The sequence below is a fragment of the Fulvivirga lutea genome (genome assembly GCF_017068455.1).
Classification (GTDB): Bacteria; Bacteroidota; Bacteroidia; order Cytophagales; family Cyclobacteriaceae; genus Fulvivirga; species Fulvivirga lutea.
Genome location: NZ_CP070608.1, coordinates 2373352 through 2398849, shown reverse-complemented (window position 1 = coordinate 2398849; position 25498 = coordinate 2373352). Strand labels below are relative to the sequence as shown.

The 25498-nt window shown below is 35.9% G+C and carries 21 protein-coding genes and 1 tRNA gene; 9 read left to right on the top strand and 13 right to left on the bottom strand.

The window, feature by feature from the left end; genetic code table 11:
- Positions 1–90: 90 nt before the first annotated feature.
- Positions 91–1998, bottom strand: coding sequence for a RecQ family ATP-dependent DNA helicase (locus JR347_RS10880; RefSeq protein ID WP_205720633.1), 1908 nt, complete (start codon positions 1996–1998; stop codon positions 91–93).
- A gap of 116 nt (positions 1999–2114) precedes the next feature.
- Here JR347_RS10880 and JR347_RS10875 point away from each other — a divergent pair, with 116 nt between their 5' ends.
- Positions 2115–2504 (top strand): SdpI family protein, encoded by a 390-nt coding sequence (locus tag JR347_RS10875; RefSeq protein WP_205720632.1) that lies wholly within the window; start codon positions 2115–2117, stop codon positions 2502–2504.
- Here the strand turns inward: JR347_RS10875 and JR347_RS10870 are convergent, their stop codons facing one another.
- Genes JR347_RS10870 through JR347_RS10850 form a run of 5 tightly spaced genes read right to left on the bottom strand, consistent with a single transcriptional unit; the run spans position 2505 to position 7645 of the window.
- A complete protein-coding gene (locus JR347_RS10870) occupies positions 2505–3407 on the bottom strand; it encodes a histone deacetylase family protein (RefSeq protein WP_205720631.1) in 903 nt (300 codons plus the stop codon). It abuts the gene before it with no gap.
- Entirely contained in the window at positions 3404–4177 is a 774-nt protein-coding gene (locus JR347_RS10865) for an enoyl-CoA hydratase/isomerase family protein (protein WP_205720630.1), read from the bottom strand. The genes JR347_RS10870 and JR347_RS10865 overlap by 4 nt, the downstream gene beginning before the upstream one ends.
- A gap of 3 nt (positions 4178–4180) precedes the next feature.
- Positions 4181–6259, bottom strand: a complete 2079-nt coding sequence (locus JR347_RS10860; RefSeq protein WP_205720629.1) for a ComEC/Rec2 family competence protein — start codon at positions 6257–6259, stop codon at positions 4181–4183.
- A 1-nt stretch (position 6260) separates the two neighbouring features.
- Positions 6261–6698, bottom strand: a complete 438-nt coding sequence (locus tag JR347_RS10855; protein WP_205720628.1) for a GNAT family N-acetyltransferase — start codon at positions 6696–6698, stop codon at positions 6261–6263.
- On the bottom strand, positions 6695–7645 hold the full coding sequence (locus JR347_RS10850) for a PhoH family protein (protein WP_205720627.1): 951 nt from the start codon (positions 7643–7645) through the stop codon (positions 6695–6697). The genes JR347_RS10855 and JR347_RS10850 overlap by 4 nt, the downstream gene beginning before the upstream one ends.
- Positions 7646–7778: 133 nt before the next feature.
- On the opposite strand from JR347_RS10850, the gene JR347_RS10845 reads away from it, so the two are divergent.
- From JR347_RS10845 to JR347_RS10835, 3 genes are all read left to right on the top strand, one after another.
- Complete coding sequence (locus tag JR347_RS10845; protein WP_205720626.1) at positions 7779–8549, top strand: SAM hydrolase/SAM-dependent halogenase family protein; 771 nt, start codon at positions 7779–7781, stop codon at positions 8547–8549.
- A 78-nt stretch (positions 8550–8627) separates the two neighbouring features.
- Entirely contained in the window at positions 8628–8921 is a 294-nt protein-coding gene (locus tag JR347_RS10840; protein ID WP_205720625.1) for a putative quinol monooxygenase, read from the top strand.
- Positions 8922–9015: 94 nt separating this feature from the next.
- Positions 9016–9097, top strand: a tRNA-Leu gene (locus JR347_RS10835).
- Between the two features lie 67 nt (positions 9098–9164).
- Here JR347_RS10835 and JR347_RS10830 read toward each other — a convergent pair.
- The 5 genes from JR347_RS10830 to JR347_RS10810 form a co-directional block, all read right to left on the bottom strand.
- On the bottom strand, positions 9165–9791 hold the full coding sequence (locus tag JR347_RS10830; protein WP_205720624.1) for a hypothetical protein: 627 nt from the start codon (positions 9789–9791) through the stop codon (positions 9165–9167).
- A 55-nt stretch (positions 9792–9846) separates the two neighbouring features.
- On the bottom strand, positions 9847–10353 hold the full coding sequence (locus JR347_RS10825; protein ID WP_205720623.1) for a DUF1579 family protein: 507 nt from the start codon (positions 10351–10353) through the stop codon (positions 9847–9849).
- An 87-nt stretch (positions 10354–10440) separates the two neighbouring features.
- Complete coding sequence (locus JR347_RS10820; protein ID WP_205720622.1) at positions 10441–11370, bottom strand: nuclear transport factor 2 family protein; 930 nt, start codon at positions 11368–11370, stop codon at positions 10441–10443.
- A 4-nt stretch (positions 11371–11374) separates the two neighbouring features.
- Positions 11375–12454 carry a hypothetical protein gene (locus JR347_RS10815; protein WP_205720621.1) on the bottom strand — a complete coding sequence of 360 codons (1080 nt, stop codon included), beginning with the start codon at positions 12452–12454 and terminating at the stop codon, positions 11375–11377.
- A gap of 193 nt (positions 12455–12647) precedes the next feature.
- On the bottom strand, positions 12648–13760 hold the full coding sequence (locus JR347_RS10810) for a helix-turn-helix domain-containing protein (protein ID WP_205720620.1): 1113 nt from the start codon (positions 13758–13760) through the stop codon (positions 12648–12650).
- A gap of 143 nt (positions 13761–13903) precedes the next feature.
- On the opposite strand from JR347_RS10810, the gene JR347_RS10805 reads away from it, so the two are divergent.
- The 3 genes from JR347_RS10805 to JR347_RS10795 all read left to right on the top strand — a co-directional run bounded on the left by JR347_RS10805 (position 13904) and on the right by JR347_RS10795 (position 17787).
- A complete protein-coding gene (locus JR347_RS10805) occupies positions 13904–14227 on the top strand; it encodes a hypothetical protein (protein WP_205720619.1) in 324 nt (107 codons plus the stop codon).
- Positions 14228–14297: 70 nt separating this feature from the next.
- On the top strand, positions 14298–15950 hold the full coding sequence (locus JR347_RS10800) for a SulP family inorganic anion transporter (RefSeq protein WP_205720618.1): 1653 nt from the start codon (positions 14298–14300) through the stop codon (positions 15948–15950).
- 178 nt (positions 15951–16128) lie between these two features.
- Positions 16129–17787 (top strand): S41 family peptidase, encoded by a 1659-nt coding sequence (locus tag JR347_RS10795; protein ID WP_205720617.1) that lies wholly within the window; start codon positions 16129–16131, stop codon positions 17785–17787.
- 93 nt (positions 17788–17880) lie between these two features.
- Here JR347_RS10795 and JR347_RS10790 read toward each other — a convergent pair whose 3' ends face one another.
- Positions 17881–20040, bottom strand: a complete 2160-nt coding sequence (locus JR347_RS10790; protein ID WP_205720616.1) for a glutamine synthetase III family protein — start codon at positions 20038–20040, stop codon at positions 17881–17883.
- A 612-nt stretch (positions 20041–20652) separates the two neighbouring features.
- Here JR347_RS10790 and JR347_RS10785 point away from each other — a divergent pair.
- Together JR347_RS10785 and JR347_RS10780 are read left to right on the top strand one after the other, a co-directional pair.
- The gene (locus JR347_RS10785) at positions 20653–21153 is read left to right on the top strand and encodes a glycine-rich domain-containing protein (RefSeq protein ID WP_205720615.1); all 501 of its coding nucleotides are present in this window, start codon (positions 20653–20655) and stop codon (positions 21151–21153) included.
- A 54-nt stretch (positions 21154–21207) separates the two neighbouring features.
- Positions 21208–24393, top strand: coding sequence for an ATP-binding protein (locus JR347_RS10780; protein WP_205720614.1), 3186 nt, complete (start codon positions 21208–21210; stop codon positions 24391–24393).
- Here the strand turns inward: JR347_RS10780 and JR347_RS10775 are convergent, their stop codons facing one another.
- Complete coding sequence (locus JR347_RS10775; protein WP_205720613.1) at positions 24394–25485, bottom strand: hypothetical protein; 1092 nt, start codon at positions 25483–25485, stop codon at positions 24394–24396.
- Positions 25486–25498: the final 13 nt, after the last annotated feature.

Below are 25498 nucleotides of genomic sequence, written 5' to 3'. Positions count from 1 at the left end.
CATTTTTTCGTTTCTTTTTCATTTTGCCAAGTGACAGACTCTCGTTTTCATTTTTTAAGCACAAGTCACAGACTTGCGCTAGTATTGAGGTTAAACTTTCCTCAACAACCAATGCTCATCATACTCCAACTCCCCTGTATCAACCATCTGCCGCACTGTCTCTAAAAACTCTTCTTTATCTTTCGGGTTGAGTTGTTCAACTAATTCATCTATTGCCCAGGACTTATCTTCCATAACTGATACTATTTGATGATGGTAATGATGCATTTCTTCATCATGATCTTTCTTTTTCTTTGAAATACATATATCACATACGCCACACTCGTCATAATTTTTCTCGCCAAAATAATCTAGTAGCTGGGCTGTTCGGCATCTTTTATCATCCAGAGCATAATTAATCATTGCATCCATTTTTGAATGCGCTAATTCAGAACGCTGCTTTAACCTGCTTTTATTAATAGGCAGATTTTCTACAGAATAGCGCTGACACACAAACACAACTTGCGGACTGTCCTTCTGCTTTTCATAGGAAACAATGCCCAGCTCATTCAACTTTAGCAATGACGAAGAAATTGTTGGCTCATCCGTTTGGAGGAATTTAGCAATCTGTAATTCAGAAATTTTCAAATAGTTGGAAAATAACTCACCACCATATATTCTAAGAATGGCCTTTATAAGCGGATCGTATTTAGCATTGGCAATTTGAAACTCATAAAGTGCTTTGTTATCAACTACAAAACTTAACCGCGATGGGGCATAAAAGCCCTCATTAAATTGCAAAAGTTCTTCATCCTCCAGCTTTTTTAAGGCGTTATATACTTCAAGATGATTTAGTTTATAACTCTCAGAAAATTGATGCAAATCAAAATTATAATTTATATCACCACCACTGCCAACGGCTAACTTGTAATAATTGGCCAGTGATTGATAAACACGTTTTAACAGATCAACATCAGGATGTTGAAGTCGTACCCTTTCTTTAATTTCCAGTACATCTGCCTTATTGAGTATGATAAGTGCAAAAGCCTTTTTCTCATCACGACCCGCTCTACCAGCTTCCTGATAGTATGATTCCAAATCCATTGGAAGATTCATGTGGATCACAAATCGCACATCGGGCTTGTCTATACCCATACCAAATGCATTGGTAGCTACCATTACTCGTGCTTTATTTTGCACCCAGTTTTTCTGCTTCAGTGCTCGTTCATCATGCCTTAATCCTGCATGATAGAAGTCTGCCGAGATGCCGTTTTTGTAAAGTAAAGTGGCCGTTTCTTTTGCTGCTTTTCTGGTATTTACATATACTATTGCTGAGCCTTTCACACTTTTCAATGCTGAAATAAGCTTTCTTTCTTTGTCATCTACAACTCTTACGGAGTAACTCAGGTTCGCCCTTGCAAAGCTCTTTTCAAATACATTCCCTTTATTTTTAAATTCAAGTTTCTCGGCAATGTCTGCTCTTACTTCTGGTGTAGCAGTGGCCGTTAATGCCAGTATGGAAACTTCTGGTAACAATTTTCTAAACTCCGCTATCTGCAAATAGGATGGCCTGAAATCATAGCCCCATTGTGAAATACAATGCGCTTCATCTATAGCCAAAAGATTAATATTCATTTTTTGAGCACGTTCGATAAATAAATCGGTGCTCAACCGCTCCGGTGAAACATATAAAAATTTAACATCACCATAAATGCAATTATCAAGATTTAAATCAATCTCTCGTTTGCTTAATGACGAGTTAATAGCAATGGCTTTAATGCCACGCTTTTTCAATTGATCTACCTGATCCTGCATTAGCGCAATAAGGGGCGTAACTACAATACATATACCCTCTTTCACCAACGCAGGCACTTGAAAACATATTGATTTACCTCCACCGGTAGGTAATAAAGCCAGCACATCATTACCATCCAGTGCAGCTTGGATAATATCCTCCTGTAGAGGACGGAAGGTATCGTAGCCCCAATACTTTTTTAATATGGAGTGTATTTCTGACACTTAATCTAAATTAAGAATACTTAAAATATAGTGATATGTTTCAAGTTGGATGTTCAAAAGAATTGATAAAATTAAATTTGTTTTGTTTATTGATTTTATTCTTCAACTAATATTCAATGCATCCAGAAACAACAGAGGAAACACATATATTCATTTGGATTACAATTAGCCTAACGGCTTTATTTTTTACCATGTTAATCATTTTAATACAAAAAAAAGGCTGGGCAGATGAACGAAATGCTCTAGTTGGCTTTCGTTCAATCATGGCTTTTAGAAGTGAGAAAACATGGCAATTTGCAAATCGCCATTTCTTTGCAAGCTGGCTTTATCTTAATATTTCAGCATTCATTGCAAATAATATCCTTTTCATAGTTTATAATAACTTTTGTACTGCCTATAAGCTAACTGTGAAATACTATGCGATACTCTTTTTGCTGATGGTTTTATCGATCGAAATTATAACGTTGATCAAGTTCAATTGGAAAGGGGAATTGAGAAAGAAATAGTTACTGATACAAATTGAGGCCTATTCGCACAGTATTGCAATGCGCCTCTACCAAATTGGTGAATTTGGCAGAATAACCACCTCCCATAGTAACTGCTACTGGTATACCGTTTCGTTTGGCACAATTTAAAACAAATGAATCCCTCAGTTTTACCCCTTCTTTGGTAAGCGCCATTTTGCCAAGTCTATCACCTTCCATTACATCCACTCCGGACTGATATAAAATAAAGTCAGGGCTTACTTTCTCTATTAAATATGGAAGCACTGTTTGAAGTTTAGCTAAGTACTCATCATCTGTCACATTGTGCGGCATTTCAATATCCAGATCAGATTGCTCCTTTTTTAAAGGGTAATTGCCTTTTCCATGCATGGAAAAAGTAAAAACGCTTTCATCATTTCTAAAAATATGAGCAGTACCATTTCCCTGGTGTACATCTAAATCAACAATTAAAACTTTAGTTGCCAGATTTTGATTTAAAAGATATTTACTGCCAATGGCCAGGTCATTCAAAACACAAAAGCCTTCTCCATGACTTTCATATGCATGATGGGTTCCGCCAGATAAGTTTATGCCAAGCCCATGTTCTAGGGCTTCATTAATGGCAAAAAGAGTGCCTGCTACACTGTTTCTAGCTCGTTTTACAGATAACTCAGTAACAGGCAGTCCTATCTTCTTTCGCTCCTTTTCTGAGATAGTAAGTGTAGCCAGACTTTTCCAATATTTTTCAGTGTGAACCTGAAGTATCCATTTCTCATCAACTAACCCTGGGTCTACAACCTGACTCTCTTTGATAGTTCCTTCATACACCAACTGTTCTTTAACCGTTTCATACTTATCAATAGGAAATCGGTGTCCCTCAGGAAGTTCATAAATATACTTATCAGAAAATGCTAGTCTGATCACCAGCTCACTTGCTCTTTGTTAAGAAATGCTGCAATCCCTTTTTGACAGTCCTCACTGGCTCTGGCTTTGGCATTCATTTCAGCGGCATATTGTAGGCCTTCTTCCAAGGTCTTGCTTTGTACCTCGGCAATCATCTGTTTAGTAAATGCCATTGATTGACCACTATTATTCTCAATTAGCATTTGAGCGAATTCATTAACTCTACTCTTAATATTTTCGGCATCTGAAATTTCGTTAATTAGGCCAAGTTCTACAGCTTTTTGAGCGTCTATCAATTCACCAGTAAGCAACAGTTGTTTTGATCTGATTTCGCCAATTTTACGTAGTAAGAATACTTTAACAATGGCCGGAATAAAACCTATACGAACTTCTGTATATCCAAACTTGGCCTCTGGTAAAGTAAAGGAGAAGTCGCAGACTGTGGCTAAACCACAACCACCTGCAATGGCATGGCCTTCTATCTGTGCAATTACAACCTTATTCAAGGTGTAGATTTGATAGAACAACTCTTTTAAATGAGAGCTGTCTTCTAAGTTCTCCTCATATGTATTTTTCTGAAGTTGCTGCAAGTAAGCCAAATCAGCCCCGGCACAAAATGCAGCTCCATTTGCTTTTAAAACCACCACCTTTGCTTCTTCATCCATTGAAGCCTGACTAAATGCCTCTTTTAGTTCAGCAACAACCTGATAGTTGAGGGCATTACGCTTATCAGGGCGATTGAGTGTGATATATGCAATTCTATTTTCTACTTCGTATTGTACAAATTCCATAAGCTAAATTATTTGTTGGTACGCTCCATCATGAAAAACAGAGTATACGGGATAGTTCAATTCTTTCGCTTTTTCAAGCAGCGCATCGGCTCGGTAATATTTAAGAGAGCCATCTAAAATCAATAAGTCAAAGTTTATAATTCCTTCCAATAGTGCCAAATCACCAGAAAAGTTATCCGACAATATCAATAAATTACAATACCCAAAAACTTCCATCGACTCAAGATCAATACGATCATTGAGTATTAACACCTTTTTATCTTTCCAAACCAGCCATTCAAATGGTGTATCCGATTTTCTGGTATTGAGTACTGACCTAAAAACTCCAGATCGTAATTGGTTAGGTTCAATATGAAAACGCATTTTATCCTGATCATTAAAAAGCAATGAATCCGTATATACTTCTGATTTACCCTTTGAGATAAACTCGATTGAGAGATGATTATTCACTCTGTATATTGTAAGACTATCTTGTTGGGCATTGGTATAAATATGCGACCATTTGGATACCGAAAAACAAAATGCGAGTGCAAGCGATACATATACAAGTTGTGCTGATCTTCTCTGAGCAGCCATCAGAAGACAAAACATGACACCTATTATCAGCCAAGTTTCTAAGGTGTTAATATAAATATCTTCTACTATACTGTGGGGCAATTTCTCAATCCAGAAAACAACTTCATTTATTCCAAAAATTAACCACTTGAGTAAGCCCCCGATAAACGCTGATAATGGTGCGTAAAAACTGGTAACAATGGTGAAAATACCACCCAACAGAACCAGAAACGCTCCCGGTATTACCACTAAATTTGAAAGCAGAAAAAATGTTGGAAACTGATGGAAATACAATAACCCCAATGAAAATGTGGCTAGCTGTGCAGCAATTGAAACGCTCGTTATCTGCCATACTTTGTCAGCAATATAAGCTTTTGGAATCCATAAATGATAGATTTTAGGTTGTATGTATACGATACCAACTACAGCCAGGTATGATAACTGAAACCCAACCGACATAATCAGGTATGGATTAAACAACAACAGGACAAATGCGGAGGCCGCAAGTGTATTATAGATGTTTGTGGTCCTAAGCGATGCTTTGGAAATAGCCACGAAGGTAAACATAGTCACTGCTCTCAAAACAGATGGCGAAAAGCCCGTGACCGCTGCATAAATCCAAAGCAGAAAAACGGTAATAAAAGCAAGGTGCCACCTACCATAATTTGAGGATTGCAGTCTACCAAAAACAAGTAGTACAATGGCATAAATAATTCCTACATGGAGGCCGGAAACGGCTAGTACATGCATGGCGCCAGATGCAGAATATGCTTGCTTAATGTCATCGGTCAGGCCATCCTTTACACCAATGATCAATGCCTTGGCTATGTTAAGTTCACGTTCAGTATCAATGGCGTTGGTAAGTACCTCCACCACATAATTTCTCATTTCATACACCTTTGAGAGCATTTGATTACCATAACCCGAACCAACAATTTCCAAATTGTCGCCTGTAGAATAATACTGAAAATCGATGTTTTTAAATGAGAGAAATTGCTTGTAATCAAACTCGCCCGGGTTCATCGGTCCGGAAAGATCATTGGGTTTTCCTTTTATTAAAATAACATCACCATAGCTTAATTGAGTCTCAGAATCCTTGCTTAAATAGAGATACAGATTTCCTGTTGCATCTTGCCAGTGGTCGTCATTCACTGAATATGCTTTTAAAAGGTATCGGTACGTTTTGTCTGTTTCATACCCGATGTCATCAACCATGGCAGTAAAAGCCGAAATGTTATTAAACTTGGAGAGGTGATTGGTCTTTAGTGAATCGTCATTGAGCTTCAGATTGTAGAAACCAAAGGAAGTTATTGTAATGAATGTGAGAACGGAGAAAATGAGGTTATAGCGAACAAACCTTTCTTTTCTTAATACAATGAAACTTATAAATGATAAAAAGGAGAGAAAAAGTGTTAGATAAAAGGCTTGGTCTATTGATATAAATTCACCCACATATACCCCTAGCAGAATTCCAATAATGTAGAAGAAGGTTACCCTCACAAGTGCAAAAGGCAGCCATTTATACATTTTACAAGTATTTAATCATTTTAAGATGACGGATATCGCACTCCAGAAACTCCTCGCCTATTGTTTTAAAACCAAATTTCTTATAGAGTGGCACGGCATCAATCTGTGAATTCAGATACAGCATTTGACCAGAGAATTTGGGGTGTGTTTTGATATTTTGTAAAGTGGTTTCAACCAAGGCGCTGCCAATTTTGTTGCCTCTGAATTTCTCAAGAACAGCAAAACGCTCCAGCTTTATTCCTTCGTTGGTAAACCTCCATCGGCAAGTACCAGCAGGTTCATTATTATAAACTGCTAATAAGTGATGGGATTCATTTTCGTATTTGTCAAGCTCCTCTTCAAAAGGAACATTTTGGCCTTCTACAAATACAATTTTTCTAATTTCAAATGCCTTCTTTAATTCCTCATCGGAGGATATTTCCTTGATGATAAGGGTCATTGATTCTCAATTTTTTCATGATCGTCATAGGCTGAGATAATCTCTTTTACCAGCTTATGTCTTACCACATCTTTGCCCGACAACTCAATAAATCCAATTCCTTTTATGTCTCTCAGAATTCGTATCGACTCTATTAAACCTGACTTCTGTTTCTTTGGCAAGTCGATTTGCGAGGAGTCACCCGTAACTATCACTTTAGAATCAGGCCCCATACGCGTTAAGAACATCTTTATCTGCATAGGCGTTGTGTTCTGAGCCTCATCCAGAAGGATAAAGGCATTATTCAATGTTCTACCACGCATATAGGCTAATGGTGCTATCTCAATCACATTGTTTTCCATATAGTAGCGTAACTTCTCAGACGGCACCATGTCATGCAATGCATCATAAATAGGGCGTAAATACGGGTCAAGCTTTTCTTTTAAATCACCAGGAAGAAAACCTAAAGTCTCCCCTGCCTCCACAGCAGGTCGGGTAATAATAATTTTCTTCACTTCTTTATTCTTGAGCGCTTTAACGGCCAAGGCTACAGAAATATAGGTTTTACCTGTACCGGCAGGCCCTAGTGCAAAAACAAGATCATTTTCTTTTACAGCATAAACCAGCTTTTGCTGATTGATGGTCTTTGGCTTAATAGCAGAGCCTCTGGTTCCATAAATTAATACTTCTTCCTCGTCAGTGAGGCGTTCTTCTACTTCCTGCGCCAGATAGTTTTGTACATTCTCTTCTGTAACTTTCCCATACTTATGGTAATGCTCAATAAGAGAGTGAAGAATCTCATTGATTTTAATAATTTCAGTGGATGTGCCTTTTATGCGAATCTCATTCCCTCGTGAAACGATCTTGCTTTTTGGAAATGCAGAGGCTACTTCTTTAATGTTTTTATTTTCTACTCCCAGAAAATCCAGCAGCGATACATTCTCTAATGTGATGACTTTTTCTACCAAAGACTAAATTATTTTATATGGAATTTTTAATGGTCAAAATTTATCTAATTTTGTTCAACAAAAATAGTGGAATAACCACTGCTGAACAAACGGGAATAAATTAAGTACAAAGCCCAAATCTCCAAAAATTTATATGGCCATCATCACATTTTTATCTGACTTCGGTGAAAGTGACCATTATGTAGCAGCAGTTAAAGCCAAAATACTGACTAAGAATCCTAATCAGGGAATTGTAGATATCAGTCATCAAATTACACCCTGCGATATTGCACACGGTGCCCATGTATTAAAATCTGTTTTTCGCGATTTCCCAAAAGGTACCGTTCATTTGGTGGCAATCAATTCAGTAGGCCAGCAAGGCGACAAATACATTGCTGTAGAATTAGAAGGCCACTTTTTTGTTTGTACTGATAACGGTCTTCTCGGACTAATCAGCGACCAGGAAGCTACGGCTCAGGTAGAAATCAGTTCTGAAAACCATGCAACAACATTTCCTTCCAAAACCTATTTTGCCGAAGCTGCAGCAAAACTAGCGGGCGGAGAAAAGCTGGAATCATTGGGCAAGCCTATCGAGCATTTCAAGAAGATGCTAGGCCGGCACTTAAAGGCAAATAAGAGTTTAATTTCAGGGCATGTAATACGGGTAGATCATTATGGTAATTTAATTACCAACATCGACAAACAAACCTTTGACATTCTCAGCAAACAAAAAACGTTTAATATTAAGTTCGGCAGGGAAAATAGCCGCAGAATACACGAAAACATCTTCAGTGTAGATGCCGGTGATATATATGTTGTATTTAATGATTCAGGTTTATTAGAGGTGGGAATCAATCAAGGGAATGCATCGGAGCTACTTGGTTTAAATTATGATAGCCCGGTAATGGTTAATTTTGACGAGTAAGAATGTTTTAAGTTAAATGTTCTATGTTCAAAGTTAATAATAGCGTATTCTTTAAACTTTGAACTTTAAAGGAATTATATGTTAATAAGAGTAGTACGAATGACTTTCGAACAGAAGAATGTGGATGACTTTCTTGCCGTATTTAATGAAAGCAAAGATAGAATTCGAAATTTTCCAGGATGCCAGCATCTTGAATTATTAAAGGATTACAATCAACCAAACATTTTTAGCACCTATAGTATTTGGGATGATGAAACCGCCTTAGACGCATACCGTCATTCAGAGTTATTCGAAGGTGTTTGGGCGAAGACAAAAGCGTTATTTTCGGATAAACCAATGGCCTTTTCCTCTAAGAAATATATTGAAGTTTGATATTGTATTATATGGGATGATTAGTCATATTTGCATCCCAATTTCAAATGCCCCATCCTTCGCAAGCTTCGGCTGGCAGGCAGGTGGCGCTCAAGCCCAGGTGGCGGAATTGGTAGACGCGTTGGTCTCAAACACCAATGTCTTCGGACGTGCCGGTTCGACTCCGGCCCTGGGTACTAAAAAGCCTAATAATCAATTGATTATCAGGCTTTTATCTTTTTATGGGTAGCAAAAAAATTGAGATTACTTATTAATTGTCAAATCCAAGAAATACCAATGATCTATTTGCTCCCAATTCATGACATACTCTCCATTCAAAGTAACTTCTATACCCATCCTCCCTACGGTATTAGCTACCAATCTGTCACTAGAAGTAACATGTTTGTTATGTAAGGTAAATACAGTTCCTACACCTTTTTTGGATGGATTTATATATGCAGTACTATCGGTAATCATATAGAATTTTCCTAAGTCAAATTGCTGTTCAACTAACTGTTCAACAGCTTCAATATCTAGGTAAGCATCAACTCTACCATGGTCTTGAGCACTCTGGCGAGCAGTCTTAAACTTCAGTTCAATTGCACAGTTTATATGATTGTAAAATTCACATGTAATATCTACATACTTACTTTTGCCTCGTATATTGTCACATTTTGTTTCTAAATCAACCTTAAATAGGTCTGATTCACCAATAGAATATAAATTACCAACTGACCTTATTATTTGGGCGAAGTGATGCTGAAAGGGAGCTTCTTTATTTATTTCATGCCTCCCATGAATAAATTGGCTTTTAAATATCTTCCATGACTCATCAAGGATTTCATGAATTCTAATGTCATATGGCTTACTAATGGTCTTTCCCTCTATCATTACCCAATAATGGTAAATTTTTATTTTGCTTCATAAAATTTCATTAATGGCTTTTTTATTTCTCACTCACTTCTAACAAATGATAAGTCCAATTCCTAAGAGTTGAGTCTGTAGTAATATAAGTTCTTCTCAATAGCTTGTTATTCGTAAACTCAAGTGTATCTCGCACATATTCCGTTTGTCCATTTCCTAATGGAAATTGTGCAGCTGTAGAAAGTACATTTTGTTCAATTTTACCTTCCATCAAAACTTTCACCGGCCAGGTGGAGCTTAACCACATACTTTCATATTGATTGAAAAGTGAGTTGTAATTGAAGAACACCAAGTCAATGGCTTTCTTTTTATCGGGTCGCTCAAACTCAAATCTGCATTCTATAAAAGCTGAATCTAGAGAATAGACTGAACTCATTTTACCAGCATATTCACGTACCTTATCTGTATTAGGTGAATAGATTCTTTTCACTTTCCATTCGCCTAATAAAAAGTTTAAATCAGAAGTACCCTGACTAAAAGCTCCAGTTTTATTCAGTGTTAAAATTAATAGTATAGCAAGCTGCTTCATCGTTTTTAATCAATGATACAGCGTCAATTATTCAAACCTGTTCGAATTAATTAATTGAGGATAAAAACTGTAGGATTTTACCCTAGTTTACCTGCCCTTCTGAACTCTTATTTGCTCATTATATGAATTATAATCGGCAAAATCCCAATGTCTTAGAATTTTATCTTCTTTAATCTGTAGTATTGTTTTAATAGGTATTCTAACAAACACATCGTCTTTACCATTGGTCCAGGAAACAGGTAGCACCATTGAAAATGTGGTATTGAGCATCACATAACTACCTGAATAATATGCCCCATCTACCTGCACATTCAAATATGGAGGATTGGAGTCTACAAGAATACTTTTCCAAAAACTTTTCACTTCTTCTTTACCAGTATGCTCAAAATTAGTAGAACCAAAGGCGTCTTTTGCAGTAAGGTCTTTAAACTCCACATTATCAGCATAATAAGCTGCCATGCCCTCAGCGTTTTTATTGGAATAAGCCTCAATATAATCCCTGGCTATTTTTAAATTCTTTTCTTCTTTTCTTTCTGGGTTATGAATTCCATTCATAGCTGACTTTGTTTGTCTATCCCAAGCATAGTAATCGCCAAAATCGTACTGTTCCCTAATCTTACCATTCTCAAATTTGAATACAGTAATCATCTCACCATGAATTACATTTACTTTTCCATCCCGCGTTGTGGATGTTTCAAAAAGCTGATCTGTAACCACAAAATTACCACTGGTAAACTGCTCACGGATATCAATATTTATGTAATTGGGTTTAATACGAAATGCTTCTTTCCATAAGCTCAGAATTGTTTCTCTACCAAAGTATGTATCTTGTGTTTTAAACAAATCTCCATAAACCACATCCTGACCTCTAACTGAATCATGCCAATAGGAAGCCATTTTATCAAAATCCTGAGCTTCATAAGCTTCGAAAAACTTGTTCGCAATTTCAACATTGCTTTGGCTGTAACTTGCCACCCCTATAAATGCCAGGGCACTGATCATTATTATTCTTTTCATTCTATTATTTATTGATTTCATTTCCTTCATTATCGTATTTAATCACACTACTTCGGTTACCTGATTTGTCATATCGAATCTCAGCTCTTGCATAACCTGTTTCAGGATTTAGTACCAATTCACTCCTCGAATTCAAATATTCTACAGATTTTAACTGTCCATAATCATTCATTCTATATCGTGTTTGGTGTATTCCACTATTGTCATTAGTGGGCAAGCTATCCTCATCAAATAATTTCTGATTAAAACCTGAAGAAAGCCCTAAAGATCTATCTAACCAATCCGTTTCATAGATCCATATAGCATATCCATGGTCTAATTTACCATAGGGCTGCCTGTTGGCCAGGTTACCTTCAATATCATAGAATGCCCACCCCAGCTCATTTCCATATTGATCGAAATCAAACCATACGCGCCCAAAACCTGCAGAGTCTTGCATTGCCAGATTGCCAGATTCATCAACATTATCTATTGTTTGCAGATAACCCTGTGAATCTGTTCCAATTTTTGCATTAACAAAAGGGAAGTAGTTAGTGAGTGTTACCGCATTATCAAGGCTATCAAACTGCTGTTGAATAAATTGACTATCGTTAAGGTGTCGAGCACGATAATGATAAATATTTAGACCATTTGAAATTCGATAACCAAGGGTATCAAACATTTGTAATGAAATTCTCTGCCCTTTATCATTAAGGCGAAATAACTCTTTGTGCACACCATTTCCTTGATAATAATGTCTCCACATATTCGTCTTCTTACCATCTATTCCAAAGTATGTCCTGCTTAATTGATCATCATCATAATCATAAACTACTTTGTGGGCATAGAAGTAAGAATCATTGCTTGGTTCATTTTGCCGAAAGTATTTGATTTCCTTAATTCTGTCTTTTTCATCATAGCTTACAGCATAGTAATTGTTTTTTTGCAACTCGCTCTTATCAAGTTCACCACAAGGTTTATAATCCAAAAATGGTGATATAATTCCGGCCAGTTGTGTATAATATTTTGTTTCTACAGCTGCCTCTTTTTGACATGATGTAAGGAGTATCAACAATACTATTGTTAACAATTGTGTTCTTTTCATTCTATTAAGTTTTGATGTATCTATAGGGTTGTCTAAACACCTTAACCATAACTGAATATTCACCCTTGATTAATAGTAAAGGCAAAGGGTTTGTGATAACCTGTGTTCAAGGGTACGGAGATAAGCTAGAAAGATCTTAAAAATTATGTTTGAAGAAGTCCGAATAAATTGTTTGGACTAAAAACCGATGATTTTAGGCTATTGCGGGTTGTATTTCGCCCTGTTTATCATAGGCGGAAAAATACTCCTTAGGTGTACACCCTTTAATTTCCTTAAAAGATTTATAAAAGGTCGATTTAGTTTTAAAGCCTGCTTCCTGGGCAATACCAACAAAATTGTAATGCTTGAGCTTATCATCATTAGTAAGCTCAATAAATGCTTCTACCCTATTTCTGTTTATTAGATTAGTGAAGGTGGTATTTAATACATTATTAATTGTGTAAGATATTTTAAACTTATCTGTCTGGCATAAATCGGCAAGATCTTTCAAAGAAAACTCTTGATTTAAATAAGGCCTTTGGCTTTTTAAAATATCACAAATCTTTTCTGATAACTCATCCAAACCCTGTTTGTCATAATTATTTTGCTTATAACTCTCTGGTTTATGAATTTCAGGTTTTGCGAAATAATAATTCTTTACAATGACCATGTAGGAAAACTGAATCACAAAAAGTGACATCATTATATAGGTGATATCAATGGAAAACGGTATACACAAACCAAAGAAGCTCCAACTAAATTGATTTGACAATGATATAGCCCACACCATATTGCTCAAAAAAAGAATCAGGTTAATAATTCTGAAAGCAACACCTGATGACTCAATGGGTAATTCCCTCTTATTGAGCTTTAAAACCTTCTCGCACCGAAAAATCATGTAAAAGTTAAAAGCTATTGCTATAATATCAACTAGCATTAGATCAGCATAATCATACTCTTGCAAGCCAATTACAAGCTCTTCATTGGACATAGCATAATACTTAAACAACAGTATTTGAAATACTAACGCTGGTAAAAAATATGCCAGATGGCTCCTTTTAATTTTCCAATGAGGGTTTACAAGTGACTGAAGATAAAAGTAATAAATGGGGCAATAGAGGTAAATAAGTAAATAGCTGGTGAGAAAAAATTTAGGATATTCTCCAAAAAACTGTTGCTGAGATGTGATTACCAGAAAAAGTGATACTAAAGCAATAAACAATGCAAACACCTGATTACTTTTCTGATTGACCGGTTTTTTTATCAACAATAGGCCAATAGAAAGTATAAACCCCTGAGCACCTCCAATTAATAACAACTCTCTCATAAATCGATTCTTACGGCAATATCAGATTTGGGTTTTAACTCTTTAATCTGATCATCCATTTTGATTAAAATACCTTACTCATAAATATTATTAATTATTTACATTAACTTATCTTAATAATAATCGTTTCTTTGAGATAGGTAATGAAACATAACCTATTAGTCCATATCGTAACGCTCCTGCTGGCATTTCAAATCACTGCAATTAGTACCAATGTGTTTACCGCATTAGAAAATAAGGAGGTGGGGAAAGATGCCTGCATTCAACAAAAAGCTAAAAACAAGAAAAACCCATTACCAGTATTACCCGAGTTAGAAGAAGAGGAAGAGATAATTACTCATAGTAGAAATTGGTCTTTGATTTCTGATTCTTCTAATAGATTGTTATCAGTAATTACTTTTGGTTTTCACCTAAAGGATATTCGTGAACATACACTTGAGACATCATTACCACCACCTAAGGCTTAAATTCCATAGTAGCCTAATTTCCCTCCAATAAAGGAGACCACTGTATTAATTTTTAATTCCATTATTTCTAATGAAAGACATATTCTCTAATTTAAAAAATGACTTGCCTGCTGGTATTGTCGTATTCTTAGTAGCCGTTCCACTGTGTCTGGGTATCGCACTCGCCTCCGGAGCTCCCTTATTTTCTGGAATTATTGCAGGTATTGTTGGCGGTACTGTTGTTGCACTTATAAGTGGTTCCAATATCGGTGTTAGTGGCCCCGCTGCAGGTTTGGCCGTTATAGTGGCCGATTCTATCACACAACTTGGCACCAATTCAGATGGCGTTTATGATTTTGAAAGGGGGTTTGCTCTATTTCTTTCTGCGGTTGTACTGGGTGGTATATTTCAAATTATTCTAGCCTTTTGTAAAGCAGGTATTATTGGATATTATTTCCCCAATTCGGTTATCAAGGGCATGTTATCGGCCATTGGTATTATTATTATTTTAAAGCAAATACCACATGCTTTAGGCCACGATGTTATTCCGGATGGTGTTGAATCATTTTTCCAGTCGGATGGTGAGAATACCTTCACTGAAATATGGATTTCTTTAGGTGATATTAATCCTGCCGCAGTAATCATTACACTAATCTCAATGATTATTTTGATCCTCTGGGAACAAAATTTCATGAAAAGGATTAAGCTTTTTCAGCTTATTCAAGGGCCTTTAGTGGTAGTTGTTACTGGTATTATCTTAAGCAGGTTGCTTATTGGTATGGAAGGGTTTAATCTAGCACAAGATGAGATGGTAACTATTCCTATTGCCTCTGAACAAGGGGGCTTTACAAACCTCTTTACTACACCTGATTGGAGCCGTATTTTTTCATTTGAAATTATTTTGATAGGTATTACCATAGCTATTGTTGCGAGTCTAGAAACGCTATTGTGTGTAGAAGCAACCGACAAACTAGACCCAGAAAAGAATGTTACCCCAACCAATCGGGAATTGCTCGCACAGGGTACTGGTAATGTTATTTCCGGACTTATAGGTGGTCTTCCAATTACTCAGGTAATTGTAAGAAGTTCTGCCAACATACAATCAGGTGGTAAAACAAAGATGTCAGCCTTTTTTCATGGTATACTAATCTTATTCAGTGTGATGCTTATTCCAGGTGTCATGAATATGATCCCGCTATCAAGTTTAGCAGCAATTCTATTCCTTGTAGGCTACAAGCTTGCAAAACCATCATTATTCAGAGAAATGAAAGCCAAAGGACGTGGTCAGTTTGTTCCGTTTATGATTACAATACTGGGTATAATTTTTACTGACCTGTTAATTGGTATTGGTATAGGCATGGCGGTTGCGGTATTCTTAATCTTAAGAAAAAACCTGAATACTCCTTTTAGCTATGTAGAAAAGCATGAAGAAGGTGGTCCATTTATCATAGAATTATCAGAAAATGTTACCTTTTTGAACAAGGCAAGCATATTGCAGACCTTGAATATGATACCTGATAACAGTAAAGTGGTTATAGATATAACGAAATCAAAATATGTTCATCCTGATGTAATTGAAATTATCAGTGATTTTGAGATTCATGCTAAAAATACTGGTATCGAATTAACCATTAAAGGCAAGTTTGATGAGAACAAGGTCAATCCTGTTGCTCATTTTAGGAGCAAGGTGAATAATGGAAACAATAAGAAAAAATCTTATTGGACCACTGTTTTTAACTCATAAGATTTTAAGTTTAAAGCTATAAAATGAACATCGCGTAGTTCTATTAAAAAAACTACGCGATGTTTTTAAGAATTTTTCATAGCCAATTTTTGTTTTACACTCGGCACCTGAATTTTACATTGTGTAAAAAACATACCTTTTCAAGTGTTATATCGTATACGAAAGAAACGCGTACTGCATGAATAAATTAACTATTAAAATTAAGGCTTTAATTGCCGCAATCGTTCTTATAATTACCGCCTTTGCATTCACCAGCCCTGGTGAAAGGTATTTTGAAATAGCAAAGAACCTAGACATTTTCGCCACACTTTTTAAGGAGGTCAATGCTTTATATGTAGATGAAGTAAACCCTAATAAGGTTATAAGAACCGGTATTGATGCCATGCTATCTTCACTAGATCCTTACACCAACTACATACCTGAAGATGATATAGAAGATTTCAGAACGCAGAGTACTGGGCAGTATGGTGGAATAGGTGCTCTTACAAGCAAAATTGATGGGAAAATTAAAGTTACAATGATCGTTGAGGGCTATTCTGCTCAGAAGAATGGCCTTAAAATAGGTGATGAAGTAATAAAAATAGACAATATAGATATTACTAAACTGGAAAGAGAAGAGGCAGCAGACTTAATGAAAGGCCAGGCCAACACTCCAGTTAGTTTAACAGTAAAAAGATATGGCAAAACCGAACCTATCACACTTAATTTCACCAGAGAGAAAGTAAAAATTAATAATGTGCCTTTTATGGGCATGGTATCCGATAATATCGGTTATATAAAATTATCTGACTTTACATTAGATGCCGGAAAAGAAGTAAAAGAAGCTGTAATAAAGTTAAAATCACAAGGTGCCAATAAGATCATTTTAGATGTAAGAGGCAACCCGGGTGGTCTGCTAATGGAAGCAGTGAATATCACCAACGTGTTTATTCCAAAGGGTAAAGAAGTTGTTTCTACAAAAGGTAAAATCGAAGATCATAATCAAGATTACAAAACCCTTAATCAACCTGTAGATACTGAAATACCGCTGGTAGTATTAATTAATAGTGGCAGTGCTTCAGCCTCCGAAATTGTTGCAGGCACTCTGCAGGATTACGATAGAGCGGTGATTATTGGTCAGAAATCTTTTGGAAAAGGACTCGTTCAGATCACTCGACCTTTAACTTATAATGCTCAGTTAAAAGTAACAACGGCCAAATATTATACTCCAAGTGGAAGATGTATTCAGGCGTTAGACTACAGTCACAGAAATGAAGACGGTAGTGTAGGTAAAGTACCTGACTCACTTAAATCTGAGTTTAGAACGATAAATAATCGATCAGTTTATGATGGCGGTGGCATTGATCCTGATATTGTAGTAGAAAAATCTCCAATGTCTCCTGTTGCCTATGCATTGTACACCAAAGGCCACATTTTTGATTATGCTACTGAATTCTATTATTCTAACCCAAATATTGCCTCTGCAAAAGAGTTTTCTTTAACAGATGCTCAGTATGAAGATTATAAAAAATGGTTAAATGGCAAGGATTACTCTTACACTACCCAAGTTGAAAAGAATCTAAAGAAACTGAAAGAATATGCGCTGGAAGAAAAATACTATCAGGACATAGAACATACCATTCAAAACCTTGAAAAGACATTAGAAGAGAGTAAGGCGAATGATTTAAATGATTTCAAATCTCAAATTAAAACTCTCTTGGAAGAAGAAATCACTTCCCGTTACTATCTTGAAAGAGGTTCTATTGAGTCTTCCTTTGATGTAGATCAGGACATTTCCAAAGCCATAGAAGTTTTGAATGAACGCAGCAAATACGACAGTATTCTAGCTAAGAAATAATCTCGTTTAGCGAGAAACTGTAAATACACGAAATAGAATGATACAAAAAAAAGCGGGTTTTCACCCGCCTTTCCTAATCACTAAATCAATTGGTTATCTTAAGAATAACATCTCACGATATTTAACTAATGGCCAATCCTCATCGTCAACCACTAACTCCAGCTTATCTACTGAATATCTGATTTTTTCGAAGTATTTACCTTTCACATCATCGCAATAGGCAATTGCCTTCTTTCTTGTATCTTCTATTTTATTGATTCGCTTTCTTTCTTCGGTCATATTTTCAATTTCGGTGTGCAAAATTTCAATATGTTTCGAAATTGACTCAATCGTGGATACCACTTGCTTATTATTAACACCAACTTCTTTCAATCCTTTCGCATTTTGAATCAACTTATTCTGATAAGCTACTGCAGTAGGGATAATATGATTCTGTACAAGGTCACCCATCACTCTCGATTCAATTTGAACCTTCATGATATAATTTTCCCACTGAATCTCATTACGTGCCTCAAGCTCAATCTCATTCAAAATATTCAACTTGGCAAATAACTTTCTTGACTTCTCGCTTAAATAAGCATCAAGTGCTCTTGGAGTGTCTTTTACGTTCGCTAAGCCTCTTTTTTTAGCTTCTTTCACCCACTCTTCAGAATAACCGTCACCTTCAAAGCGAACATTTTTAGAGTCTTTAATGTATTTTCTAAGCACTCCAACAATGGCTAAACGCTTATCTGTACCCTTCTTCATTTCCTTTTGAACTGCTGAATAAAAATCATTCAGTTGATCAGCTACAATCGCATTCAAAATAGTCATTGGTGTTGCAGGGTTATCTGTGCTACCTACTGCTCTGAACTCGAATTTATTACCTGTAAATGCAAATGGAGAAGTTCTGTTTCTATCTGTATTATCAAGTATAATCGGTGGAATCTTATCGATACCCAGCTTCATATACATGTTATCCCCTTTCTCAACTTTTATATTTCCGTTTTTCTCAAGTTCGTCAAGTACACTATTCAACTGTGACCCTAAGAAAACAGACATAATAGCTGGTGGCGCCTCGTTGGCTCCAAGCCTATGATCGTTACCTGCAGAAGCGATACTTGCTCTTAGAAGTTCTGCATTGTCGTGCACCGCTTTGATTGTAGTTACCAGGAAGGTTAAGAACAATAGGTTTTCTCTGGCACTTGAACTAGGTTGGAATAAATTCACACCTGTATTGGTAATCAGCGACCAGTTATTGTGCTTTCCTGATCCATTTAAACCTGCAAACGGTTTTTCATGGAACAATACTTTTAATCTATGACGCTCAGCCACTTTAGACATCACATCCATTAAAAGTTGGTTATGATCGGTAGCCACGTTAATGTCTTCAAATACTGGTGCTACCTCAAATTGACTTGGTGCCACTTCATTGTGTCTGGTACTTACAGGAATTCCCAATTTTAAGGCAGACGTTTCAAAGTCTTTCATAAAATCATAAATCCTTGGTGGTATTGACCCAAAATAGTGATCATCTAATTGCTGACCTCTTGCAGGATTATGACCGAAAACCGTTCTGCCCGCCATTACCAAGTCAGGTCTGCTTGCGAATAAGGCTTTGTCAATTACAAAGTATTCTTGCTCACAACCTAAAGAAGCTTTAACGCGTGTAACCTTTTTATCAAAAAGCTGGCAAACCTGCGTTGCGGCTTTATCCACAGCTTCTACAGCTTTTAAAAGTGGAGCTTTATTGTCAAGCGCTTCACCTGTATACGCTACAAAAACTGTTGGAATACAAAGAGTAACGCCATATATGAACATTGGAGAACTAGGGTCCCATGCAGTATAGCCTCTTGCTTCAAATGTGCTACGAATACCACCATTTGGAAATGAAGAGGCATCAGGTTCTTGCTGCACAAGAGCAGTTCCTTTAAATTTTTCTATTCCCGCATGCGCATCAAAAAATGTATCGTGTTTCTCAGCGGTAGAGCCTGTTAGTGGTTGAAACCAGTGTGTAAAGTGAGTAGCTCCTTTACTTATTGCCCAAGATTTGGCTGCTGAAGCAACTGCATCTGCAGTGTCATCATCAATCTTAAGACCTTCGTCTATCGCTTTTTTAACTTTTTTAAATACATCAGGCGAAAGAAGTTCCTGCATCTGCTTGAGTCCAAAAACATCGGAAGCAAAATAGTCAGAAATTTTCCCCTGAGATTCCACTTTAATTTTAGACCTGTTATTAGCCAAATCAAGTGCTTTGAATCTTAAATGTGCCATGTAGTGATTATTAGTTTAAATTTTCGTTTAAAAACGGTAGCAAATATAATGATTTTGGATATCAGATATATTTTTTAACCCTATTTTGTTAAAAAAGTAGCAAAATTCGATTCATAGGGGTCATAAATCCGCCCATTTGGCTTAAAAGAGGAAAACATCATTAGAAATTAGGGTGATATTGAAATTGAAGAGTGCGTTAAAGAGATGAGTTGTAACAAAAAAAATTAAAAAAAGTTATCCACATTCGATTATAGAATTAATCAGATGCTGATTGATACAAAATAAATAATTCTACAGGATGATGTAACTATACAAATGCAATCTATTCATTGCACTTATTCAAGAATAGAGAAGTTAAGAAAGTGTTATTTGATTATTATGCAAGCATAACATAACATTGCAGCCGAATACAAAATCAACCAAAATCATACAAAAAAATGACTACTTTAAAATCAACTACATCTACTAAAGTTACAACTAAAGAAGAATTAATCAATAATTTGGTTAATAAAAACTTGTCTAAAGATAAAGCTAATTTATCTGCTTGTATCACATCGGGTTGCGGAGCAATTTAATATTAGTTTCACATCGCTCTGATATCATTTTATTAAGATGCAAATACTTGAAAAGGAGCTAGATAACGAACTTTCTCTTGCAGAAAATGAGGAGGTAGTTATTCAAGGCTTCATGGACAGATATGACGTTGATTACGAAGAAGCTAAAGAAATCTTTGAAGAGACAAAGAAGTTTTTAGAATTAGCTTCCGATATGAGTCAGGAAGGACAAAGTCTTTTTGTTGACAAACCACTACTTATCATTGATGAGATGTGGCATACTTTTATACTTCATACCAAACAATACATGCAGTTTTGTTTGGGAAAATTCAATCGTTTCATACATCATGTTCCTACAAGCAATAAGGAAAAAATGGCATTGAATGAACGATTATCTACTAATCCTTCACTGGTTTTGCAAGAACAAGAAGAGAAGTTAAAGGATCAATATTCAAGGATTTACGATAAGTTTGGTGCTGACACTTTATTAAAGTGGTATGAAACATGGCCAACTAAATATACCCCCGAATATATTGGTAAAATAAAAAAGGCTGTTTAAACAGCCTTTTTTATTTATCTCAAAATCATATTTTAGCACGACTAATCAGATAATGTGCTCAGATACCTATCAACAATATTATTTCTAACTCTATCGCTGAACTCAATTGGTCAAGTTCACGAAGGCCTTGAAATTAAAATCTATAAGAATACTGATATTAATGCTTCTAGGTCCAACATAACTATTACAGAGCACAAAAGTGGCTTATTGGTTCTGGCTAATTATGAAGGATTAATAAGCTATGATGGCAATAAATGGAGACTAGAATTTGGAGGAGAGATCGTACCTTGTATCTATTATGATTCAATACATAATTTATTACTTTATGGTGGAAAAAACCACTTTGGTTATATCTCAATTAATAGTAAAGGGTTATTTGTGCTTAATGACTTATCAAAACTGGTTCCTGAAATACCATCCTCATTTATTACATGGAGAATTTTCAGCACAGATGAATTAGTTTTATTTAGTACTAACAAAGGTATTTTTCTTTGGGAAATTAAAGAAAAAGATAGCATTGATTACTTGGGAAATGGAACACGAATGTTCTATGATCGAACTAATCTATATTACTCCCAAGGTGACTCTATATTATATCTGTTTGATGGAAATAAAAGAGTATTAAAAACTTCAATACCTCAAGAAGATATGCGACTTGCATCCGTTTTTCAACAAAATAACAGCTTTATCTTTTTATATGATGATGGGAATGTAATCGGACCAAACATTTTCAAATCTAAAGTAAATGATAAAATTCTATACCCATTCTTTTTAAAGGACTCATCACTCTTATTTACTAATGCTGAAAATGGCATTCAACTGTTTGACAAAAACTTATTAGAAATAACTTCATTAAATAAAGAAAATGGCCTTGCAGATGGCTTTACTAGACATGCCGAAGAAGATCGTCTTGGTAACATATGGGCCACATCCACAAACGGACTTTCACATGTCAAAATTGGGTCTCCATGGCAAATCCAAGACTTTAGTCAATCACAAGAATCCTTCCAAGTCACTTTTCTGCATAATAATATGTTTTTAACAGCCACTTCGAAGCATATCATAAAAATAGAAGAAGATAAACAAACGAACTTAGCTATTGATCTATTTCAAAGTATGGATGTTCTAGATAATCGAATTATTTTAGGCACAAGGCAGGGTATACAATTGCTCAATCTAAATTTAGAAATAGTTGATAGCATAAACCTTCCAATCACAGCATTTGTAAAATTTATAGACCAAAACCATTTACTTGTCAGTCAATCAAGTGACACCTATCTTTTTAAAATTAGTAATAATGAGCTGAAACAAATCAAACGATTGAACTTACCACATCCTGTTTTTTATGATTCAAAAATTCATAATGGAAAAGCATGGTTTACTACTAAATTTGGAGAGGTATTTATTGTCAATGTGGATAATGGAACATTTGAGAAATTTTCAAACATTGATGGTTTAGACTTCAAAAGAGAGTGTTCTTTACTCATTATTGATGACCAGATATTCACCACAGTAGGAAATAAATTGTATAAATTTTCTACTAAAAAGAATTCTTTCGAATATGCTTACACGTTTAAAGAGGGCATAATAAAGGCAATTCAAGAAATAGGCGATAATTATATAGTATTTGGAGAAAATAATCTAAATGAGAAGTTTTTATATGAAGTAAATTTTTCTGCAAATTCTTACCACATTGAGTCATACAAATTCAACAACTTCCCATTTCGAGAACTTGAGGATATCGATTACGATGGCAAACGATACGTTTATTTCACCACTGCTGACAATATTTACAAATTCGATACTCAAAACACTAACTACCTCAACACCAAGTTCAACACGCTGATAAGAAATGTAAGCAGCATAGATTCAACTTTATCACGAGGATACTACACTGTCTATACGTCATCAGACACGATTCCAAGAATTAGCACCAATCAAACCAAAGAGGCAATACCTAGCCTAACGTATGATTATAACTCAATCAGATTTGAATACGCTGCTACATTTTTAGAGCTACCTGAGAAAACTAAGTATTCCTACTCCTTGGAGGGCTATGATAAAACATGGTCGGAATGGACTAAGGAAACCACAAAAGAGTATACCAACCTTTCTCCGGGCCAATATACATTTAAAGTGAAATCTCTAAATGTATTTAAAGAAGAAGGAACTACAGCCACCTACACTTTTACGATTCTTCCTCCTTGGTATATGACAACCTGGGCCTATGCCTTGTTTGCTATAGGTGGTGTTTTAAGTATCTGGTTTATTGTTTTGGCTTATTCTTACCGCGTAAGGTTGCAGCGCAGAAAACTGAAGCTCATTGTAGCAGATAGAACTTTCGAAGTGCTATCTCAGAAAAAAGAAATAGAAAAGCAGAACGAAAAACTTAAAGAACAGTTTGAGGAAATCCAGCAGCAGCGAGATGATATCAATGAAAAAAATCAGGAGTTGGAATTATCGCAGGAAGAAATTCTAAGTATTAATGAACGGCTACAAGAGCTCAATTCTTCTTTAGAGAAAAAAGTGGATGAGCGTACTTCTGAAATTAGAGTCACGGTTAAAAAGTTGCAATCTACTATCGCTGAGTTAGATACTTTCATTTATAGGGCATCGCATGACTTGAAAGGCCCCATCAGTAGAATTAACGGACTAACTTCTTTAGCTAAATTAGAAGCCAGCAACCCTAATGACATTAAGTATTATAACTTAATTGAGTTGGTGGCTAAGGACATGAATAAGTTGCTAGCCAAGCTTACCCAGGTGCATGAGGTAATTAACTGCGAAGTGGAAAAGAGTGTTATTGACCTACCTGTAATGATTTCAGATGTTAGAAATACCATCAAATTTCTAGATCCTGAGGATACAGCCAAATATTCCTTCAACCTCGAAACCACATTGCAGGTAAAAACTGATCCTTTTCTGCTCGCCATAGTACTTACCAACCTGATGGAAAACTCACTCATTTTTAGACATAGCGGAAAGCCGTGTGAAATAAATATCACTACGGCTCAAAGTGAGACTGAATACACCATCACTTTTACTGATAATGGTGCTGGTATACCCCCAGAACATATAGATAAGGTATTTAATATGTTCCATCGTGGGTCAGACCAGTCCAAAGGAAGTGGACTAGGATTATACTTATCGCAAATGGCTATCGAAAAATTAGGTGGAAGTATTAAAGTTGAAAGTGAATATAATGTTTATACGAAGTTCACTATAATAATTCCAAAGTAGTTAATTGATAATAAATTGAACTTCTAAGGTTCTTATATCATTGGGAACAAAAGGCGTTAGATTACTTAAGTCTATGAATTCATTAGAAAATCCAGCTGGCTGATTATCCAAACCTGAAGTAATAAATCCCTGAACATCGTTAAAATAAGCAGGAGAATTAGCTTCTGCCAAAATATCATCAATCTCTTCAGGAGTAAAGAAACCTCCAGCTACAGCATCTATTTCTCCAAAAAGAACATTGTAGACGGAATATTCTGTTAAAATATTATTAGTCGTCACATTTGATGGCGGCAACGCCAAATTTATTACCCCAATATCTGTTGTTTCATCTCCGCGACCAACAAACGCATAATTACGACCACCAGTAAAATTAGCATCAAATAATACGAATCCAGGATGGTTAGAGTTTCCAACCACATCAACAACGTTACCATTTCTACCAGCCCATAATTTTAAGTTATCAAGTCCATCCACTTCTGGATCTATACCTGATATATATACAGTCATTGTTGCTTCGTAATCAGGGTCATCTTCTGAATAGTCTATGCGTAAAAGAGCATCTGGTTCAGAGTCATCTGTATGATCAATTTGATAAGGACTAATAATGGCTATCCCTTCTATAGGCTCGGTGTTCCAAAGCATTTGCAGTGCCTGAGCATTGTCCAATACATCAAAAGTAGTCAATTCGTATGCGTATTCTTTTCCTCCTCTGGTAACATTTCTATTTATCGTTACTTCTTTATCTCGCCCGTCATCATCGCTTGTATAAATTAAAGTTTGCACATTTTGCTGTTCGAGAGCGGCAGCAATAGGAAATATCAATTCAATAATTCGTGCACTTTCTTCCCCAATAAATATAAAAAATGGCACGGCCTGATAAATTTCATTGCCCTCAATTATCCCATCACCATCACCTTCAGTTCTACCTGTTAAGCCTCCATTGGCGTCCGTACTGATAGAAGATGGTATATCAACTGTAAAGTTTTCAGGCACAACAATTTCAGTGGCTACGGTGTTTTCTTCTTCATCGTCACACGATGAGTAAGTAAATAAAATTAAGATACTAAACAGGCTTATGATTAACTTTTTCATGTTGGGATGATTT

Excerpts from the sequence above, each read along its gene's own strand:
- JR347_RS10875 (WP_205720632.1), top strand. The coding sequence starts at position 2,115 with ATGCATCCAGAAACAACAGAGGAAACACATATATTCATTTGGATTACA.
- JR347_RS10865 (WP_205720630.1), bottom strand. The coding sequence starts at position 4,177 with ATGGAATTTGTACAATACGAAGTAGAAAATAGAATTGCATATATCACA.
- JR347_RS10860 (WP_205720629.1), bottom strand. The coding sequence starts at position 6,259 with ATGTATAAATGGCTGCCTTTTGCACTTGTGAGGGTAACCTTCTTCTAC.
- JR347_RS10855 (WP_205720628.1), bottom strand. The coding sequence starts at position 6,698 with ATGACCCTTATCATCAAGGAAATATCCTCCGATGAGGAATTAAAGAAG.
- JR347_RS10845 (WP_205720626.1), top strand. The coding sequence starts at position 7,779 with ATGGCCATCATCACATTTTTATCTGACTTCGGTGAAAGTGACCATTAT.
- JR347_RS10840 (WP_205720625.1), top strand. The coding sequence starts at position 8,628 with ATGTTAATAAGAGTAGTACGAATGACTTTCGAACAGAAGAATGTGGAT.
- JR347_RS10830 (WP_205720624.1), bottom strand. The coding sequence starts at position 9,791 with ATGATAGAGGGAAAGACCATTAGTAAGCCATATGACATTAGAATTCAT.
- JR347_RS10825 (WP_205720623.1), bottom strand. The coding sequence starts at position 10,353 with ATGAAGCAGCTTGCTATACTATTAATTTTAACACTGAATAAAACTGGA.
- JR347_RS10820 (WP_205720622.1), bottom strand. The coding sequence starts at position 11,370 with ATGAAAAGAATAATAATGATCAGTGCCCTGGCATTTATAGGGGTGGCA.
- JR347_RS10815 (WP_205720621.1), bottom strand. The coding sequence starts at position 12,454 with ATGAAAAGAACACAATTGTTAACAATAGTATTGTTGATACTCCTTACA.
- JR347_RS10810 (WP_205720620.1), bottom strand. The coding sequence starts at position 13,760 with ATGAGAGAGTTGTTATTAATTGGAGGTGCTCAGGGGTTTATACTTTCT.
- JR347_RS10805 (WP_205720619.1), top strand. The coding sequence starts at position 13,904 with ATGAAACATAACCTATTAGTCCATATCGTAACGCTCCTGCTGGCATTT.
- JR347_RS10800 (WP_205720618.1), top strand. The coding sequence starts at position 14,298 with ATGAAAGACATATTCTCTAATTTAAAAAATGACTTGCCTGCTGGTATT.
- JR347_RS10795 (WP_205720617.1), top strand. The coding sequence starts at position 16,129 with ATGAATAAATTAACTATTAAAATTAAGGCTTTAATTGCCGCAATCGTT.
- JR347_RS10790 (WP_205720616.1), bottom strand. The coding sequence starts at position 20,040 with ATGGCACATTTAAGATTCAAAGCACTTGATTTGGCTAATAACAGGTCT.
- JR347_RS10785 (WP_205720615.1), top strand. The coding sequence starts at position 20,653 with ATGCAAATACTTGAAAAGGAGCTAGATAACGAACTTTCTCTTGCAGAA.
- JR347_RS10775 (WP_205720613.1), bottom strand. The coding sequence starts at position 25,485 with ATGAAAAAGTTAATCATAAGCCTGTTTAGTATCTTAATTTTATTTACT.